The 18,758-nt window shown below is 36.9% G+C and carries 16 protein-coding genes; 15 read left to right on the top strand and 1 reads right to left on the bottom strand.

Features of this window, described 5'->3' with window-relative positions; translation table 11 throughout:
- Positions 1 to 12 precede the first annotated feature (12 nt).
- Positions 13 to 648 (bottom strand): YigZ family protein, encoded by a 636-nt coding sequence (locus DN393_RS19030; protein ID WP_000926678.1) that lies wholly within the window; start codon positions 646 to 648, stop codon positions 13 to 15.
- A 239-nt stretch (positions 649 to 887) separates the two neighbouring features.
- Here DN393_RS19030 and DN393_RS19025 point away from each other — a divergent pair, with 239 nt between their 5' ends.
- The 15 genes from DN393_RS19025 (at position 888) to DN393_RS18950 (ending at position 18,747) form a co-directional block, all read left to right on the top strand.
- Positions 888 to 1,730, top strand: a complete 843-nt coding sequence (locus tag DN393_RS19025) for a DegV family protein (RefSeq protein ID WP_000844775.1) — start codon at positions 888 to 890, stop codon at positions 1,728 to 1,730.
- A gap of 172 nt (positions 1,731 to 1,902) precedes the next feature.
- Positions 1,903 to 2,217 (top strand): winged helix-turn-helix transcriptional regulator, encoded by a 315-nt coding sequence (locus DN393_RS19020; protein WP_000400858.1) that lies wholly within the window; start codon positions 1,903 to 1,905, stop codon positions 2,215 to 2,217.
- Positions 2,218 to 2,363: 146 nt separating this feature from the next.
- Positions 2,364 to 3,764, top strand: a complete 1,401-nt coding sequence (locus DN393_RS19015) for a C40 family peptidase (RefSeq protein WP_149173808.1) — start codon at positions 2,364 to 2,366, stop codon at positions 3,762 to 3,764.
- Between the two features lie 127 nt (positions 3,765 to 3,891).
- Positions 3,892 to 5,241 (top strand): ATP-dependent helicase ComFA, encoded by a 1,350-nt coding sequence (comFA, locus tag DN393_RS19010; RefSeq protein ID WP_064476194.1) that lies wholly within the window; start codon positions 3,892 to 3,894, stop codon positions 5,239 to 5,241.
- Positions 5,241 to 5,945, top strand: coding sequence for a ComF family protein (locus DN393_RS19005; RefSeq protein ID WP_064476195.1), 705 nt, complete (start codon positions 5,241 to 5,243; stop codon positions 5,943 to 5,945). Before comFA ends, DN393_RS19005 begins: the two co-directional genes overlap by 1 nt.
- A 126-nt stretch (positions 5,946 to 6,071) precedes the next feature.
- The gene (cspC, locus tag DN393_RS19000) at positions 6,072 to 6,269 is read left to right on the top strand and encodes a cold shock protein CspC (RefSeq protein ID WP_001990088.1); all 198 of its coding nucleotides are present in this window, start codon (positions 6,072 to 6,074) and stop codon (positions 6,267 to 6,269) included.
- Between the two features lie 319 nt (positions 6,270 to 6,588).
- Complete coding sequence (gene hpf / locus DN393_RS18995; RefSeq protein WP_000671193.1) at positions 6,589 to 7,131, top strand: ribosome hibernation-promoting factor, HPF/YfiA family; 543 nt, start codon at positions 6,589 to 6,591, stop codon at positions 7,129 to 7,131.
- 275 nt (positions 7,132 to 7,406) lie between these two features.
- Positions 7,407 to 9,914: a preprotein translocase subunit SecA gene (gene secA, locus DN393_RS18990; protein WP_000579393.1), complete on the top strand. Its 2,508-nt coding sequence runs from the start codon at positions 7,407 to 7,409 to the stop codon at positions 9,912 to 9,914.
- Between the two features lie 144 nt (positions 9,915 to 10,058).
- Positions 10,059 to 11,157 (top strand): peptide chain release factor 2 gene (gene prfB / locus DN393_RS18985; protein ID WP_096001656.1). Its coding sequence is split into 2 segments (ribosomal slippage): positions 10,059 to 10,130 and positions 10,132 to 11,157, totalling 1,098 coding nucleotides; the frame shifts between segments, so codons are not numbered across the junction.
- A 438-nt stretch (positions 11,158 to 11,595) separates the two neighbouring features.
- A complete protein-coding gene (cccB, locus tag DN393_RS18980) occupies positions 11,596 to 11,919 on the top strand; it encodes a cytochrome c551 (protein WP_000727965.1) in 324 nt (107 codons plus the stop codon).
- A gap of 313 nt (positions 11,920 to 12,232) precedes the next feature.
- Positions 12,233 to 12,919: a cell division ATP-binding protein FtsE gene (gene ftsE / locus DN393_RS18970; RefSeq protein WP_000594325.1), complete on the top strand. Its 687-nt coding sequence runs from the start codon at positions 12,233 to 12,235 to the stop codon at positions 12,917 to 12,919.
- Entirely contained in the window at positions 12,909 to 13,802 is an 894-nt protein-coding gene (gene ftsX, locus DN393_RS18965; RefSeq protein ID WP_000645020.1) for a permease-like cell division protein FtsX, read from the top strand. The genes ftsE and ftsX overlap by 11 nt, the downstream gene beginning before the upstream one ends.
- A gap of 118 nt (positions 13,803 to 13,920) precedes the next feature.
- Complete coding sequence (locus tag DN393_RS18960; protein WP_472926287.1) at positions 13,921 to 15,357, top strand: S41 family peptidase; 1,437 nt, start codon at positions 13,921 to 13,923, stop codon at positions 15,355 to 15,357.
- Positions 15,358 to 15,618: 261 nt separating this feature from the next.
- Positions 15,619 to 16,803, top strand: a complete 1,185-nt coding sequence (locus DN393_RS18955) for a PDZ domain-containing protein (protein ID WP_149173762.1) — start codon at positions 15,619 to 15,621, stop codon at positions 16,801 to 16,803.
- A gap of 228 nt (positions 16,804 to 17,031) precedes the next feature.
- Positions 17,032 to 18,747, top strand: coding sequence for an ABC transporter ATP-binding protein (locus DN393_RS18950; protein WP_149173761.1), 1,716 nt, complete (start codon positions 17,032 to 17,034; stop codon positions 18,745 to 18,747).
- Positions 18,748 to 18,758: the final 11 nt, after the last annotated feature.

Here is an 18,758-nt window from a genome sequence, read left to right as displayed (position 1 = left end):
ATGTAGTTATTCTTAGATAACATCTTGTTCTAAGTACAACATATCTCCTTCTGTAATTGTACATTTCCCATTTGTTAACTCAATCATCCAATCTGTGAATGCTTGTTTTCCGTCTTCTTCTACATACGTATCAAATGTGACATTTTCGAGATAATGTATATCTTTAATGGCATATTTCGAATTACGTAATTCATTTTCAATTTTGCCAAGTAATGTGTAATCAATTTCGGTCTGCATAACACGCATTAGTTTTCGCTGAACAACACCGACATGATTAATGCCTTCGCTTGTACATTTTCCATATGCGCGAATTAATCCACCTGCGCCAAGTTTGATGCCACCAAAATAGCGTGTAACGACAACGACGGTATCTTTTAAACCGCGTTTTTTTAGTACCTCTAACATAGGTACGCCAGCTGTGCCGCTAGGTTCTCCATCATCATTTGCTTTTTGGATTTGATCTTGTTCGCCAATCAAATACGCAGAACAATTATGTGTGGCATTCCAATTTTGTTTTTTTATTTTTTGTATAAATTCTTGAGCTTCTGCTTCGGTTGTAGCTCTGCTAACGTAACAAATAAATCTTGATTTTTGAATGACAATTTCGTGCTCACCGTAGTCTTTGATTGTTAAATATTGTAATAACACTCGTATACGCCCCTATCTACCAAAATGACTAGTACTTTACATTTTAAAAGCGAGCGTTTTTATATTCAAACATTTTTTATAAATAAGTTGAAATTTTTGGTGAGTATTTCACCTTCTTGTTGTAATTTGTCGAGATGGTAAGTATGATTTCAAATCGGCATTTTCATGTATGGATGCACCATTTTTAGTTTTCGTGTAAACTTAGGGAATAAAAACTTTTTTATAAGGCAGGTACGCAAATGAAAACAGCTATTGTTACTGATAGTACAGCATATATACCGAAGCATATTCGTGATGAACTCAATATATATATGATTCCATTAAACGTTGTGTTTGGAACGGAATCTTATCAAGAAGAAGCTGAAATTTCAGTAGATGATTTCTATGTAAAAGTACGTGAGCAAGAAGAACTTCCGAAAACTTCTCAGCCAGCAATCGGAAAGTTTGTTGAGTTATTTGAAGAACTATCTAAGGATTATGATGCGGTTATTAGCATTCATCTTTCAAGTGGGATTAGTGGTACATATCAAACGGCAACGACAGCCGGGCAAATGGTAGAGGGTATTGATGTATATACGTACGACTCTGAAATTAGTTGTGAAGTACAAGGATTCTATGTACGTGAAGGTGCAAAGCTAGCAAGCGAAGGAAAGGATCCGAAAGAGATCGTTGCCCGTTTTGATGAAATGAAGAAAACGATGGACGCTTATTTTGTAGTGGATGATTTACATCATTTACAACGTGGAGGACGATTAAATAGTGCACAAGCTTTCATTGGTAGTTTGTTACAAGTGAAGCCTGTTTTATATTTTAGAGATAAAATCATTATTCCATTTGAAAAGATTCGTACACGTAAAAAAGCGTTAAAACGAATTGTTGAAATTTTTGATGAGCAAGCAAGTCAAGGTGTACCTATGGAAGCAGTTATCATTCATGCACAACGTGAAGAGGAAGCGAATGAATGGAAGGCAGAATTAGAAGCAAAATATCCTCATGTTACAATCCGCACAGGCTATTTCGGTGCTGTAATTGGTACGCATTTAGGTGAAGGTGCACTAGGTCTTGGATGGTATACGAAGTAATAAGATATAAAAAGCTCTCTTTTTGAAGAGGGTTTTTTTACGGATATTTTACGTGTAGTTGACAAGTTAATATTTGGAAATGGTAAAATGTACGTAAAATAAAATAATGAGGAAAGTTTTATAACTTACTTTTTACAAGAAACTATATTATAATGGAAGAGAGGTGAAACATATGGAGCATAATTCTTGTTTATGTCCAAAGTTTGAGTCAGCTTTTACTTTGCTTAGTAAAAAATGGACTGGCTTAATTATTAAATCTTTGCTTGAAGAGTCAAAACGTTTTAGAGAAATCGCAGATATTATACCGAATATGAGCGATCGTATGTTATCAGAGCGTTTAAAGGAATTGGAAAGCGAAGGCATTGTAGTGCGTAATGTTTATCCAGAAGTACCAGTTCGAATCGAGTACGGCTTAACTGAAAAAGGGAAAGCATTAGAAAGTGTTATGGATGAAGTCCAAAATTGGGCTGAGAAATGGATGAAATAACGTTTTGATTTCATTCGTATTAGTGTATGTAACAAAACGTAAGGGAAACCTTGCGTTTTTTCTTTGCTTATAAAAAGCTTTTAGAATTCTACACATATATACAAAAATATGCATATTTTGCGATAGAGTTACATATAATATTACATTTGTTTTACAATAGCGTAACATTAGCAAAAAAAATCCCGAATTATGGTATAAATTTTATAGGTTATATACGGAAAAAGACAAAAGAAAGCGGTGTAAAAAATAAAATGAAAAAGCTAAAAATGGCATCTTGCGCATTAGTTGCAGGGTTAATGTTTTCAGGACTAACACCAAATGTATTTGCAGAAGATAAAATTTCTGACGTGAAATCACAAATTAATACACAAAATGACACTTTACATAAACAACAACAAGAACGTGATGAATTACAAAAACAAATGAATGACTTAAACAAAACAATTCAAGGTTTGGATAAATCTGTTCAAGCGAATGCTTCTAAACTTGATGAAACAACGAAAAAAGTTGCGGATACTGAGCAATTAATCGAAAATAAAAATAAAGATATTGCAGAACTACAAACGAAAATTGCAAAACGTGAAGAGTTATTAAGAAAACGTTTAGTTGCACTTCAAGAACAACCAAATACAAACGTTGTAACAGAAGTTCTTGTAAACTCTAAAAACGTTGCAGATTTAGTTGATCGTTTAACTTCTGTTTCTAAAATTCTTGAGTCTGATGAAGATATCATGAAAACACAACAAGAAGATCAAGCGAACGTGAAAAAAGATGTTGAAACGGTAAAAACAAAGCAAAAAGAATTAAAAGAAGCACAAGCCCAAATTGAAACTGCTAAGAAAGAACTTGACGCTGAAAAAGCGAAAAAATCAACAGCAGTAAATGATTTAAGCGGTAAAATGGATACAGTTGTAACTTCAATGACAAGTACGGAAAGTCAATTGAAAGATCTTGAAAAACAAGCACTACAATTACAACGTATTGCTGAACAAGAAGCACAAGAAAAAGCTGCACAAGAAGCTGCTGCTCAAAAACAAGCAGAACAAGCTGCTAAAGCTGCGCAAGCTCAGCCAGCACCTGCAGAGCAAGCTGCACCAGCAAATAATGGTGGACAAGCTCAAAAAGAAGAGCCTAAAAAGGAAGAACCTAAAAAAGAAGAACCTAAAAAAGAAGAGAAAAAACCAGCACCAACACCAGCTCCAGCTCCTGGCGTAATTGGTAAAGCACAACAATATTTAGGTATGCCATATGTTTGGGGAAGTGCATCTCCATCAAACGGTGGTTTTGACTGTAGTGGATTTATTTCTTACATCTATGGTGTAGGACGTCAAGACGTTGCAGGTTACTGGAATTCAGTTTCTAAAGTAAGTAGCCCACAACCTGGAGATTTAGTATTCTTCCAAGGTACTTATAAACCAGGTCCATCTCACATCGGTATTTACGTTGGGAATGGCCAAATGATTCATGCTGGTGATAAAGGGATTGCTTACGCTAGCTTAAGCAGTAGTTATAACCAAAAACACTTCTTAGGTTACGGAAGATTATAGGATTACAATTCAATAAAAAAATGTATATAAAGTCGATAGCTTACTATTTTATAAGTAGGTTATCGGCTTTTTTGAGTTTTTACGAGATTATGAGAAGGGTTTATAGTAGTGCTGGAGGTGCTTGCTGATGTTGGCAGGGAAACAGTTACTATTAGAGGAACTCTCTTCAGATTTACGGGATACATTACATGATTTGAAAAAGAAGGGGGAGGTCGTATGTGTACAAGGTGTAATAAAGAAGGCTTCTAAATATATATGTCAGCGCTGCGGAAATATAGAGCAGCGACTATTTGCATCATTTTTATGTAAAAGGTGCAGTAAAGTATGTACGTATTGCCGGAAGTGTATAACGATGGGGAGGGTAAGTGAATGTGCTGTACTTGTTCGTGGGATTGCTGAAAGAAAAGGAGAAAAAGGTGTAAATTCGTTACAGTGGAACGGGGCCTTGTCTACTGGTCAGGAGTTGGCGGCGCAAGGTGTTATAGAAGCTATTAAGAAGAAAGACTCTTTTTTTATTTGGGCTGTGTGCGGGGCTGGAAAGACAGAAATGTTATTTTACGGTATGGAAGAGGCATTGCGAAAAGGAGAAAGGGTTTGTATCGCAACGCCAAGAACAGACGTTGTACTAGAATTAGCGCCGAGATTACAAAAAGTGTTTCCAAATGTAAATGTAGCGTCCTTATACGGAGGAAGTGAAGATAGGGACAAAGATGCAGCTTTAGTCGTTGCAACTACGCATCAACTGTTACGTTACTATAGAACGTTTCATGTCATGATTGTAGATGAGATAGATGCCTTCCCGTATCATGCAGATCAAATGCTACAGTATGCAGTAGAACAAGCGATGAAAGAGAAAGCGGCGCGTATTTATTTAACGGCAACTCCCGATGAAAAGTGGAAGCGCAATTTCAGAAGGGGTAAACAAAAAGGTGTCATTGTCTCTGGGCGATATCACCGGCACCCGTTACCAGTTCCTCTATTTTGCTGGTGCGGAAATTGGAAGAAAAGTCTCCACCATAAAAGAATTCCTCGAGTGTTACTACAATGGTTAAAAATGTACGTAAGCAAAAAGTATCCCATTTTTTTATTTGTTCCCCATGTGCGATATATAGAAGAATTGAGCCTGATATTGAAAACGTTGTATCCTAGAATCGATGGTGTACATGCAGAAGATCCGATGAGAAAAGAAAAAGTAGCAGCTTTCAGAAAGGGAGAAATTCCGTTATTAGTTACAACGACAATTTTAGAGAGAGGAGTAACTGTGAAGAATTTACAAGTTGCGGTGTTAGGGGCAGAAGAAGCAATCTTTTCAGAAAGTGCGCTCGTACAAATTGCAGGCCGAGCAGGTCGTAGTTTTGAAGAACCTTATGGTGAGGTCGTTTATTTTCATTATGGTAAGACAGAGGCGATGGTACGCGCGAAAAGGCATATTCAAAGTATGAACAAAAAGGCGAAAGAACAAGGGTTAATCGATTAATGTATTGTCTACTTTGCGATGAGTATATGTTGGAAACAGTTAGTTGGTACACCTTCTTTGTAAAGCCTCTTAAAAAATATATATGTGATAGGTGTGAGCGGAAACTTTCCTATATTATAGGAGAGATTTGCATAGAGTGTGGGCGACCTTTAGAGGACTTGCCTTCCGAATATAAAGAAAATGATATTTGTATGGATTGCGTAAGGTGGATAAATGTGGAGAAGTATCGTCCTTTTAAAAATCGTTCTTTGCACGTGTACGATGATGAGATGAAAGAAATATTAGCACAGTTTAAGTTCCGGGGGGATGCGGAGTTGGTTCGTATTTTTCATCGATCCTTTCGGGAACTATTTCAAAAGTATTTTACGGATGTTTCAAGTGTTATTGCTGTTCCGCTTAGTAGGGAACGGGAATATGAACGTGGTTTTAATCAGGCAGAGTTATTAGCAGCTTGTTTGCCTGTCAAAATTTCTTATCCCTCATTAAGAAGAAGGGAAACAGAAAAGCAAAGTAAGAAGACACGTAAAGAAAGGCTTTCGGGAAGTAATCCTTTTTATTTTCAGGGAGAAGAGATGTTTCAGGGCCAACATATCTTACTCGTTGATGATGTATATACGACAGGAATTACAGTTAGACAAATTGGAAGTCTTTTATACGATAGAGGAGCAAGGGAAGTTTCTAGTTTGACGCTCTGTAGAAGTTGATCTGTAACTGTCGAAAGGGATAATAAAAAGACGATAAGTCTTCTTTGACTTCGTAAGTTGTCATTCGTTATAGTCAAAGTATGGGGCGAATGCCCTGATTTTAAGAGTGAAGGGAATGGAATGAACATGCAAGGAAGAGTGAAATGGTTCAATGCAGAAAAGGGATTTGGGTTTATTGAGCGTGAAGATGGTGATGATGTGTTTGTTCATTTTTCTGCGATTCAACAAGATGGATATAAGTCATTAGAAGAAGGGCAACAAGTTGAGTTTGACATTGTAGATGGAGCACGTGGACCACAAGCAGCTAATGTTGTAAAACTGTAGGAATATTGTTTTTGGGAAGAGAAAGCTGCGTTTGTGGCAACGTTATATATATGGTAGAACCTCTTGTTTTTGCAAGGGGTTTTTGTTACGAATCAAGTTGTCAAAAAGTTGTTTCTTTTCTGTAACGAATTGTCCACAGTTATATTCGTTATTCACGATGTTAATAGGATAAAATAAAGATAGAAACGATGCATCTTTTCATTTCAACAAAAAACGATAAAAAAATCGCAATTCCACTAATTTTTTTAAAAAAGTTAGAAGGAGTTTTTAAGCCAATGTCGAAATTATAGTACATAGGCTTGAAAGGAGGAATTCATCTATGAAATTCAACATTCGTGGTGAAAATATTGAAGTAACTCCAGCATTAAAGGAATATGTAGAGAAAAAACTAAGTAAGTTAGAGCGTTATTTTGATACATTCCCAGAGATTAAAGTTAATTTAAAAGTATACTCTGACAAGCAACGTGTCGAGGTAACAATTCCATTTACTGATTTATTACTTCGTGCAGAAGAAACTAATAGCGATATGTACGCTGCTATCGATTTAGTAGTTGATAAACTTGAGCGACAAATTCGTAAACATAAAACAAAGGTAAATCGTAAGTTACGTGAGAAAGGTTCTGTGAAAACGAACTTTATCCTTCCAGAAGCAGTAGCTGTTCTGGATGCGGTAGAAGAGGATGAATTAGAACTTGTACGTACAAAGCGATTTGATTTAAAACCGATGGACGTTGAAGAAGCGATCCTACAAATGGATATGCTAGGACATAATTTCTTCGTCTTCACAAATGCTGATACAAATGAAACTAATGTTGTATATGGCCGTAAAGACGGGAAATATGGTTTAATCGAAACTAAATAATAATTCAAAAGCGCAGCCGAAATGGCTGCGCTTTTTTTGCTGAAAATAGATTTTTTTAAAAAGTTTCCTTAATTTAGAACGAGACATTCGGCCGATTGTTGTCATAGTTATAAGACAAGTGTTACAATTATCATTAGGTATATACATTTTAGTTTTTTTAATTAGGAGAAAAATTGGCATAACATACATTTGATTTTTACAACGACTGATTGTAATAGAGAAAAAGAAAAACAATCGGAAGTTTTATTTTAATAAAAAAGAGGAGCGTATTTCCTATGATCGGTATTTTAAAAAAGGTATTTGATGTAAATCAACGCCAAATTAAACGTATGCAGAAGACAGTTGAGCAAATTGATGCATTAGAATCATCTATTAAGCCACTAACAGATGAACAATTAAAAGGAAAGACGCTTGAATTTAAAGAACGTCTAACAAAAGGTGAGACAGTAGATGATCTACTTCCTGAAGCTTTTGCAGTTGTTCGCGAAGCTGCGACTCGTGTTCTTGGAATGCGTCCGTATGGTGTGCAGTTAATGGGTGGTATTGCCTTACATGAAGGGAATATCTCTGAGATGAAAACGGGTGAAGGTAAAACGTTAACATCTACATTACCTGTATATTTAAATGCTTTAACAGGAAAAGGTGTTCACGTTGTTACGGTCAATGAATACTTAGCACAACGTGATGCGAGCGAAATGGGACAACTTCATGAGTTCCTTGGCTTAACAGTAGGAATTAACTTAAACAGTATGTCACGCGAAGAGAAACAAGAGGCTTATGCTGCTGATATTACGTATAGCACAAATAATGAGCTTGGATTCGATTACTTACGTGACAACATGGTTTTATATAGAGAACAGTGCGTTCAGCGTCCACTTCATTTTGCTATTATCGATGAAGTCGATTCTATTTTAGTCGATGAAGCACGTACGCCGCTTATTATTTCGGGACAAGCTCAAAAATCAACAGAGCTATACATGTTTGCAAATGCATTCGTTCGTACATTAGAAAATGAAAAAGAGTATTCATTTGATGTGAAAACGAAAAATGTAATGTTAACTGAAGATGGTATTACGAAAGCAGAGAAAGCTTTCCATATTGAAAACTTATTCGATTTAAAACATGTCGCACTTCTTCACCATATTAATCAGGCGCTTCGTGCACACGTTGTCATGCACCTTGATACAGATTATGTTGTACAAGAAGGCGAAATCGTAATTGTAGACCAATTTACTGGTCGTCTTATGAAAGGTCGTCGTTATAGCGAAGGTTTGCACCAAGCTATTGAAGCAAAAGAAGGCGTAGAAATTCAAAATGAAAGTATGACACTCGCAACAATTACGTTCCAGAACTATTTCCGTATGTATGAAAAGTTATCTGGTATGACTGGTACAGCGAAAACGGAAGAAGAAGAATTCCGTAGTATTTACAATATGAATGTTATCGTAATTCCAACGAACAAAGATATTATTCGTGATGACCGTGCTGATTTAATCTTCAAATCAATGGAAGGCAAATTCAATGCAGTTGTTGAGGATATTGTAAATCGTCATAAACAAGGGCAACCTATTCTTGTTGGTACAGTTGCAATTGAAACGTCAGAGCTTATTTCAAAAATGTTAACACGTAAAGGTGTACGCCATAACATTTTAAATGCGAAAAACCATGCGCGAGAAGCAGATATCATTGCAGAAGCTGGTATGAAAGGTGCTGTAACGATTGCGACGAATATGGCTGGTCGTGGTACGGATATTAAGCTTGGAGACGATATTAAAAACGTTGGTCTAGCAGTTATCGGTACAGAGCGTCACGAAAGCCGTCGTATTGATAATCAGTTACGTGGTCGTGCTGGTCGTCAAGGGGACCCTGGTGTAACGCAGTTCTACTTGTCTATGGAAGATGAACTAATGCGCCGCTTCGGTTCTGACAATATGAAAGCGATGATGGATCGTCTTGGTATGGATGATTCACAGCCGATTGAAAGTAAAATGGTTTCTCGTGCGGTAGAATCTGCGCAAAAACGTGTAGAAGGAAATAACTATGATGCACGTAAGCAGTTACTGCAGTACGATGATGTACTTCGTCAGCAACGTGAAGTTATTTACAAACAGCGTCAAGAAGTAATGGATTCTGAGAACTTACGCAGTATTATTGAAGGTATGATGAAATCTACAGTAGAACGTGCTGTTGCGCTTCATACACAAGAGGAAATTGAAGAAGATTGGAACATTAAAGGTCTTGTTGACTACTTAAATACAAACCTTCTGCAAGAAGGCGATATAAAAGAAGAAGAGTTACGTCGTCTTGCTCCAGAGGAAATGAGCGAGCCAATTATCGCGAAATTAATAGAGCGTTACAACGACAAAGAAAAGCTTCTGCCAGAAGAGCAAATGCGTGAGTTTGAAAAAGTTGTTGTATTCCGTGTAGTAGATACGAAATGGACAGAGCATATTGATGCGATGGATCACCTTCGTGAAGGTATTCATTTACGTGCTTACGGTCAAATTGATCCACTTCGTGAGTATCAAATGGAAGGATTCGCAATGTTCGAGTCGATGATTGCTTCTATTGAAGAGGAAATCTCTCGTTACATTATGAAAGCTGAAATTGAACAAAACTTAGAGCGTCAAGAAGTTGTTCAAGGTGAAGCTGTTCATCCATCTAGTGATGGCGAAGAAGCGAAGAAAAAACCAGTTGTAAAAGGTGACCAAGTAGGCCGCAACGATTTATGTAAATGTGGTAGCGGCAAAAAATATAAAAACTGCTGTGGTATCGGGAAGTAATACAGGGCGATAGCCCAGATTGCTTTGCAAAATTTTACATCAAAAATGTATAATTAAGAAAGATTAAACTCTCTCCGTCATAAGTGGAGAGAGTTTCCCTTGTTTTCATAAGAAAGTAACAGCAATTACATAGAGGTGAAGGAAATGGAATTAGTAGAAATTAGACAAGAATTAGAGAAAATGGCTAAGAGATTAGCGGCTTTTAGGGGGTCTCTTTGACCTTCCTACTAAGGAGAAACAAATTGCAGAGTTAGAAGAGACAATGATGGGTGCAGGATTTTGGGATGACCAACAAGGCGCACAAGCTGTAATTAACGAAGCTAATGCACTGAAAGAGATGGTTGGAAAGTTCCGTCAGTTAGATGAGACATTCGAAAATTTAGAAATCACACATGAGCTTTTAAAAGAAGAGTATGATGAAGATTTACATGAGGAACTTGAATCTGAAGTGAAAGGCTTAATTCAAGAAATGAATGAGTATGAGCTTCAGTTACTACTAAGCGATCCTTATGATAAAAATAACGCTATTTTAGAATTACACCCAGGTGCTGGTGGAACAGAGTCACAAGACTGGGGTTCTATGTTATTACGTATGTACACACGTTGGGCTGAAAAACGTGGGTTTAAAGTAGAAACGGTTGACTACTTACCAGGTGATGAAGCTGGTATTAAGAGTGTTACTTTATTAATTAAAGGTCATAACGCTTACGGTTATTTAAAGGCAGAGAAAGGTGTACATCGTCTTGTACGTATTTCGCCATTCGATTCTTCAGGCCGTCGTCATACATCGTTCGTATCTTGTGAAGTTGTACCTGAGTTCAATGATGAAGTTGAAATCGAAATACGTTCAGAAGACTTAAAAGTTGATACGTACCGTGCAAGTGGTGCAGGTGGACAGCATATTAATACGACAGACTCAGCAGTTCGTATTACACATACACCAACAAACACAGTTGTAACATGTCAGTCAGAGCGTTCACAAATTAAAAACCGTGAGCACGCGATGAAAATGTTAAAAGCGAAATTGTACCAAAAGAAATTAGAAGAGCAACAAGCGGAGTTAGATGAAATTCGCGGTGAACAAAAAGAAATCGGATGGGGTAGCCAAATTCGTTCTTACGTATTCCACCCGTATTCTCTTGTGAAAGACCACCGTACAAATACAGAGGTTGGTAACGTACAAGCGGTTATGGATGGAGAAATTGATCCATTTATTGATGCTTACTTACGTTCTCGCATCTAATAAGCGAAAAAAAGCCAACAAAGTTGTTGGCGTATGCTGAGGATAGTCGAGGAGATAAAGAATTTGATTTTATTTCTATAGATGAAGTAAAGAGGAAGAGAAGTTGGAAACGACAACTTCTCTTTTTGATGGGATTATATGTAGCATACAATGTTGTATATTGTATTGTAAAAAGTAGAGAATAGTAAAACAGAGCGGCAATAGAGTAAGACTTGAACAGAACTTTTCTGATTTTCTGTTCAACAAGAATTCTTTATAGAAGTTTTTATGTTGTTCACAGAATTGAAACAACTTATGAAAGCTTTATATTATCAGGGTTCTTACTGTATTTTTGAAAAATATGAAATATACCTTAGTTTTTCTATATAAAGATAATGCTTATAATGAAAATGAGTGTGTTAGGAATGAAAAGAATATCAACAATGGGGAGCGATAGAAGTGAAAAAGAAATTGTTGGCTATTGCGTTAGGAACATCAGTCGTTTTTGCTTTAGGAGCATGTGGAAATAAAGAAGAGAGTAAGCCTTCGAAACAATCTGCAAGCACAGATAGCGCAGAGCAAATTTACCAAAAAAGTTGTATAGGCTGTCACGCGAAAGATTTATCGGGAGCAACTGGACCGGATTTACGAAAAGTGGGGCAGAAATATGATGCAGCAGAGATTGAAAAGATTATTGAAAAAGGTCGCGGTTCTATGTCACCAGGAATTATTCAAGGTGAAGATGCGAAAAAAGTAGCTGAGTGGTTAGCTGAACATAAATAAAAAGGATAAAATGGACGAGTTGGTTATATAATCTTATCCCAAAATGATTTTGGGTAAGAACTATGACGACTCGTTTCCTTTTTCTGGAGTGTAACATAACTGTAACAAAAATGTATCCGAACTGGAAACCGTTTGATGTTACAATGGGGTTTGTAGAATTTTGCTGAAATATATTACATAGAGTAGCGCTGCTAATAAAAAGCATGAATGGAAGCTACCTTCAACAAGAGTGGTTAAGTGAGAATAAAGTTTTTATTTTCAGATGTACAGAAAAGTATTTCGAAAAAAATCATTAAGTATTGGGTGATAAATAATGATAAAAATGACGAATGTTTATAAGGAGTACCCGAATGGTATGAAAGCCATTGCTGGTCTCACAGTTAACATTAAACAAGGTGAGTTTGTATACGTAGTTGGACCGAGTGGAGCCGGGAAATCTACATTTATTAAAATGATGTATCGTGAAGAGAAGCCATCTACAGGATCGATTAATGTAAATGGACTTGTTATTGAAACATTAGCAGAAAGAGATGTTCCATATTTCCGTCGTCAATTAGGCGTAATTTTCCAAGATTTTAAATTACTACCTAAGTTAACGGTATATGAGAATGTTGCGTTTGCCTTAGAAGTAATTGAAGAAGAAAAAGAAGCCATTCGTGAGCGTGTAACAGAAGTTTTAGGTCTTGTAGGTCTTGAGGATCGTGCAGACGCACTACCAAGTGAACTTTCGGGCGGAGAGCAGCAACGTGTTGCGATTGCGAGAGCAATTGTTAATAGACCAAAGGTTGTAATTGCCGATGAGCCAACAGGTAACTTAGATATTGAAACAGCTCTTGATATTATGAAGATTTTTACGCGTATTAACGAGCGTGGTACAACGATTGTTATGGCGACACATAACTCAGATATCGTAAATACAATTCGTCATCGTGTAATCGCGATTGAAGGCGGAAAAATTGTTCGAGATGAGATTGAGGGAGGATACGGATATGAAGGCTAAGACCCTTAGTCGACATTTGCGAGAAGGTGTAAAGAATCTATCACGTAACGGATGGATGACATTTGCTTCTGTTAGTGCAGTAACAGTTACATTATTACTTGTAGGTGTCTTTTTAACAGCGATAATGAATATGAACCATTTTGCGACGAAAGTAGAGCAAGATGTAGAAATTCGTGTACACATTGATCCAGCAGCAAAAGAAGCTGATCAAAAGAAATTAGAAGATGATATGAGTAAGATTGCGAAAGTAGAATCTATTAAATATTCTTCTAAAGAAGAAGAGCTAAAACGCTTAATTAAAAGCTTAGGTGATAGCGGAAAAACGTTTGAGTTATTTGAACAAGATAACCCACTTAAAAACGTATTCATTGTAAAAGCAAAAGAACCAACAGATACAGCGACAATCGCGAAAAAGATTGAGAAAATGCAGTTTGTAAGTAATGTTCAATACGGTAAAGGCCAAGTTGAAAAATTATTTGATACTGTAAAAACAGGACGTAATATCGGGATTGCGTTAATTGCTGGTCTTTTATTCACAGCAATGTTCTTAATCTCTAATACAATTAAAATTACAATTTATGCTCGTAGTACAGAAATCGAAATTATGAAACTGGTAGGTGCAACAAACTGGTTTATTCGTTGGCCGTTCTTATTAGAGGGATTATTCCTAGGAGTATTAGGATCAATTATTCCAATTGGCTTAATTCTAGTTACGTATAATTCACTACAAAGTGTGTTTAACGAAAAACTTGGCGGAACAATTTTCGAACTTCTACCATACAGTCCTTTCGTATTCCAATTAGCTGGTTTACTAGTGTTAATCGGGGCTTTAATCGGTATGTGGGGAAGTGTAATGTCAATTCGTCGCTTCTTAAAAGTATAAAAAGTTGCAAACATAATTCGTACAAGCTTATCATATAGTAGAAATAGGTAAAGGCATCACACACTGTGTGATGCCTTTTGCTACACCACCTGTGTGTTTTGGAAAGGGGAATTCCGCATTGAAACGTAGAGCTGCAATTATTGGAATGGTTGTTGCATTTTTAATTGGTGCTGGCGGAATGTTTGCAGGTATGTCTTTATTTGGGGTTAACCCAGCAGAAGTAACGCAAACAATTTCGAGTGGAAACGCTAGCACCGCGCAAGGGAATTTGGCAAAAATTAATGAGGCGTATGCACTAATTGATTCACGTTATGTGGAAGACGTGAAGGATGACAAGTTAGTCGAAGGTGCAATACAAGGCATGTTGTCTACGCTGAAGGACCCTTATTCCACGTATATGGATAAAGAAACGGCTAAACAGTTTAGTGAATCACTTGATCCTGAGTTAGAGGGGATCGGGGCTGAGGTGAACAAAACGGACGGTAAGCTTATTATCGTATCTCCAATTAAAGGCTCACCGGCAGAAAAGATTGGAATTAAACCGAATGACCAAATTTTATCTGTAGATGGAAATAGTGTGAAAGATTTATCACGTGAAGAAGCAGTATTAAAGATTCGTGGTAAAAAAGGAACGACTGTCGCGATTGAAATTAAGCGTGCAGGAGTAGCTGATCCGATTGTATTTAAAATTAAGCGTGAAAAAATTCCAATCTTCACAGTGTTTAGTTCTGTGAAACAAGAGAGTGGAAAAGATATCGGTTATATGCAAATTACTTCTTTTGCTGAAAATACGGCGAAAGAATTTAAGGATCAGTTAAAAGAGTTAGAGAAGAAAAATATAAAAGGCTTAGTTATTGATGTGCGTGGTAATCCTGGTGGCTACTTAAATAGTGTAGAAGAGATACTAGGGGAAATTATGACGGATAAAAAGCCGATGCTACAAGTAGAGCAACGAAATGGTGAGAAAAAGAAATTCTCTACGGAACTGAAAGAGAAAAAGCCATATCCAATTTCAGTATTAATTGATAACGGAAGTGCTTCTGCTTCAGAGATTTTAGCGGGTGCGCTAAAAGAGGGAGAAGGATACGATTTAATTGGTGAAAAAACGTTTGGTAAAGGTACTGTTCAGCAAGCCGTTCCATTTAAAGATGGTAGCAATATTAAATTAACGATGTTTAAATGGTTAACACCGGATGGAAACTGGATTCATAAAAAAGGAATCGCGCCAACAGTAGAAGTGAAGCAACCAGATTATTATCATGCGACACCAATTCAAATTGAAAAAACACTTTCATACAATTCAAATGATGTGCAAGTAAAACACGCGCAAGAAATGCTTAAGAGTTTAGGATATGTACCGGGGCGTGAAGATGGATACTTTAGTAAAGAGACAGAATCAGCGCTGAAAGCATTCCAAAATGCGAATGAGATGGAAGCGACGGGACAGCTGGATAAAAAGACAGCTGAGGCGATTCAAACTAAAATTATTGAAAAAATCCGTTCTGGAGAAAATGATTTACAATTACAGTCCGCATTAAAATTAATAGCGAAATAAAGTGAAACTTTAATCAGTGGGGGTTTTCTTCATCCCCCACTGATTATTAGTTGAACCAATCGGACTTTAATGGGCAGTTGATCCCCCACCTAAATTCTTTGCTTTCGCTGAATTTTGAGGTGGGGGTCTTACTGCCCATTAAAGCGGGATAAAAAGAAATACAGGCAGTTTGCTGCCTGTATTTTTTTGTGTTAAACAAACGTTTGTCCAGTTATGATAATATAAAAAGAAAGAATGATATAAATGGTGGTGAATGGGTTCGTGGAGGCATGGATTTTTGAAATAATGCGGGCAGTTGGACGTTTTTTCTTACACCCTGCTGTCTATGTATTTTTAATAAGTAGTATCTTCGTTGGATACTTACGTATGTTACGAGAACGAAAGAATTTTTCCTTTAAAGTTTATGATATTTGGTTTGAACTGCGAACATCTCTATTTGCGGGAGTTGGATACGGATTAATCGTATCTATTATTACAATTGGACTTGGCCTTGTCGTTTCCAAAGCGAGCTTATGGGTCATCTTACTTTGGACGTTATTATTTGGATTAACTGCTATGTATCGATATTTATCAGCAGCTTATACATTTAGTATCGCAATTGTATGCGTTCTATTATCTTCTAAGCTACCAGTTTCCTTCTTACAGCTTGGAGAAGGTGAAGAGAGTACGATTGTATCTCTTGCTATTTTACTAGGCGTCATGCTTGTTGTAGAGGGCTTGTTGATTTCTAAAAATGCAGTAGGATATTCTACGCCGAAGATTAAGAAGGGTAAGCGTGGGCTAAAGATTGGTTTACACGAATCAAAGCGTTTATGGATCGTGCCTATTTTTATTCTTGTACCAGGTGATGCAGTAACGCAGTTTATTTCATGGTGGCCTGTCGTTTCAATCGGTTCAGATACCTATTCTTTATTCCTCGTTCCATTTTTAATTGGATTTATGAGAAAGATTAGAAGTTATGAGCCAACGGAAGCTTTATTATTTACAGGAAGACGGGTCTACGGATTAGCAGGAATTGTACTTGTTTTAGGAATCGCAAGTTATTGGTGGCACGTACTTGCCATTATCGCAATGGGAGTCGCAATGCTTGGGCGTTTCACAATTTCCATGCAAGAAAAAATTGCGGATGAGACAAGACCGGCTTATTTCGCTGCACGTAATGATGGGCTTGTTGTATTAGATACAATCCCGAATACAATTGGGGCAGAGCTGAATTTACTGCCTGGAGAAGTAATTACGAAAGTAAATGGAGTCATTCCAGGAAGCGCTGAGGAATTTTATGATGCGCTTCAAACGAAGACGACAGGAGCATTTTGTAAGTTAGAAGTATTAGATACAAATGGAGAGCTTCGTCTTGCTCAAACGGCATTATACGCCGGAGGACATCACGAATTAGGAATTGTGTTTGTTCAGCAGGAGCATGAGTGGGATTCGGAAGCGATGTAATAGAAGAAAGGGTATCACCTTGTGGTGATACCTTTTTTTGTTGTGGGGGGCGGAATGGGTAGTAAATAGGATTTGTATCGGCGATTATTCAAATATATCGACTTTCCGGAAAAAAACGACAACTATCGCAAACATTCTTTTTAGTTTCATAGACGGATAACTTGAATAATTATTTGATAATGGTTATCATTTAGAGGGTGTTTTAATTTTGGAAAATGGAGGTAAGATATGCTACGTAAATTTTTTTCTTACTATAAACCGTATAAAGGTTTATTTATACTCGACTTTTCTTGCGCGGTTGTCGCAGGGTTACTAGAACTTGGCTTCCCGCTTATCGTAAATCAATTTATTGATAAGTTATTGCCAGGACAAAACTGGACGCTTATTTTATGGGCTTGTTTCGGTTTACTTGCAGTGTATATATTAAATGCAGGCTTACAATATGTCGTTACATATTGGGGACATATGCTTGGTGTTAACATTGAAACGGATATGAGGCAGAAATTATTTGGTCACATTCAAAAGCTATCATTCAGATTTTTTGACAATAATAAAACAGGTCATTTAATTTCACGTCTTACAAACGACTTAATGGAAATTGGGGAAATTGCTCACCATGGACCAGAAGATTTATTTATCGCTGTTATGACTTTAGTTGGGGCATTCTCATTTATGATGATGATCAACTGGAAGTTAGCGCTATTAACGTTCTTCGTTATTCCATTCCTATTATGGTTGGCACTTTACTTCAATAAAAAAATGACAGGTACGTTTAGACGTTTATTCTCAGACGTTGCTGATTTTAATGCATGTATTGAGAATAACGTTGGTGGTATCCGTGTTGTACAAGCATTCGGAAATGAAAGGTTTGAGAAAGATCAATTTGCTGTAAACAATGCTCGTTTCCGTACAACGAAATTAATGGCATATAAAATTATGGCGTTAAATTCATCGATTAGTTATATGCTCATGCGTCTCGTAACGCTCTTCGTCTTAATATGCGGTACATGGTTTGTTCTGCAAGGTGAATTAACGTACGGTGGATTTATCGGATTCGTTCTATTAACGAATATTTTCTTCCGCCCAATTGAAAAAATTAATGCGGTAATCGAAAGCTATCCGAAAGGGATCGCTGGTTTTAAGAGATATGTAGAGCTTCTTGAAACAGAGCCAGATATTGTAGACTCTAAAGATGCAATGGAAGTTAAACATGTACATGGTGATATTCAATATAGCAACATTACATTCGGATATGAAAATAAAGAACCGATTTTAAATGATATTAGTTTGAAAATACATGCAGGTGAAACTGTTGCTTTCGTAGGACCATCAGGAGCTGGAAAAACGACGTTATGTAGTCTATTACCACGTTTTTATGAACAAGCGTCAGGATCGATTCAAATTGATGGTATTGATACGAAAGATATGACGTTATCTTCACTTCGTAAGCAAATTGGAATTGTGCAGCAAGATGTGTTCTTATTCTCAGGAACAATTCGTGAAAATATCGCTTACGGAAACTTAAAGGCGTCAGAAGCTGAAATTTGGCAGGCAGTAAAACGTGCACAGTTAGAAGACTTAATTTACTCACAACCAGACGGTTTAGATACGGTTATTGGTGAGCGTGGTGTGAAACTTTCTGGTGGACAGAAGCAACGTCTAGCGATTGCTCGTATGTTCTTGAAAAACCCGCCAATTTTAATATTAGATGAAGCGACTTCCGCATTAGATACAGAGACGGAACTTGCGATTCAAAAATCACTTGCTGAACTATCTGTCGGCCGTACAACATTAGTTATCGCTCACAGACTTGCAACGATTAAAAATGCAGATCGTATCGTCGTTGTAAATAAAGATGGTATTGCAGAACAAGGTTCACATGAGGAACTAATTGAGCAAGGCGGAGGATATAGCCGTTTATACGAAGCTCAGTTCAGTTCGTAAATATAATTTCT

The organism is Bacillus sp. BPN334, assembly GCF_008368885.1.
Classification (GTDB): Bacteria; Bacillota; Bacilli; order Bacillales; family Bacillaceae_G; genus Bacillus_A; species Bacillus_A wiedmannii.
The sequence above is the reverse complement of the archived record's forward strand: the minus strand, read 5'-3'. Positions and strand labels throughout refer to the sequence as shown.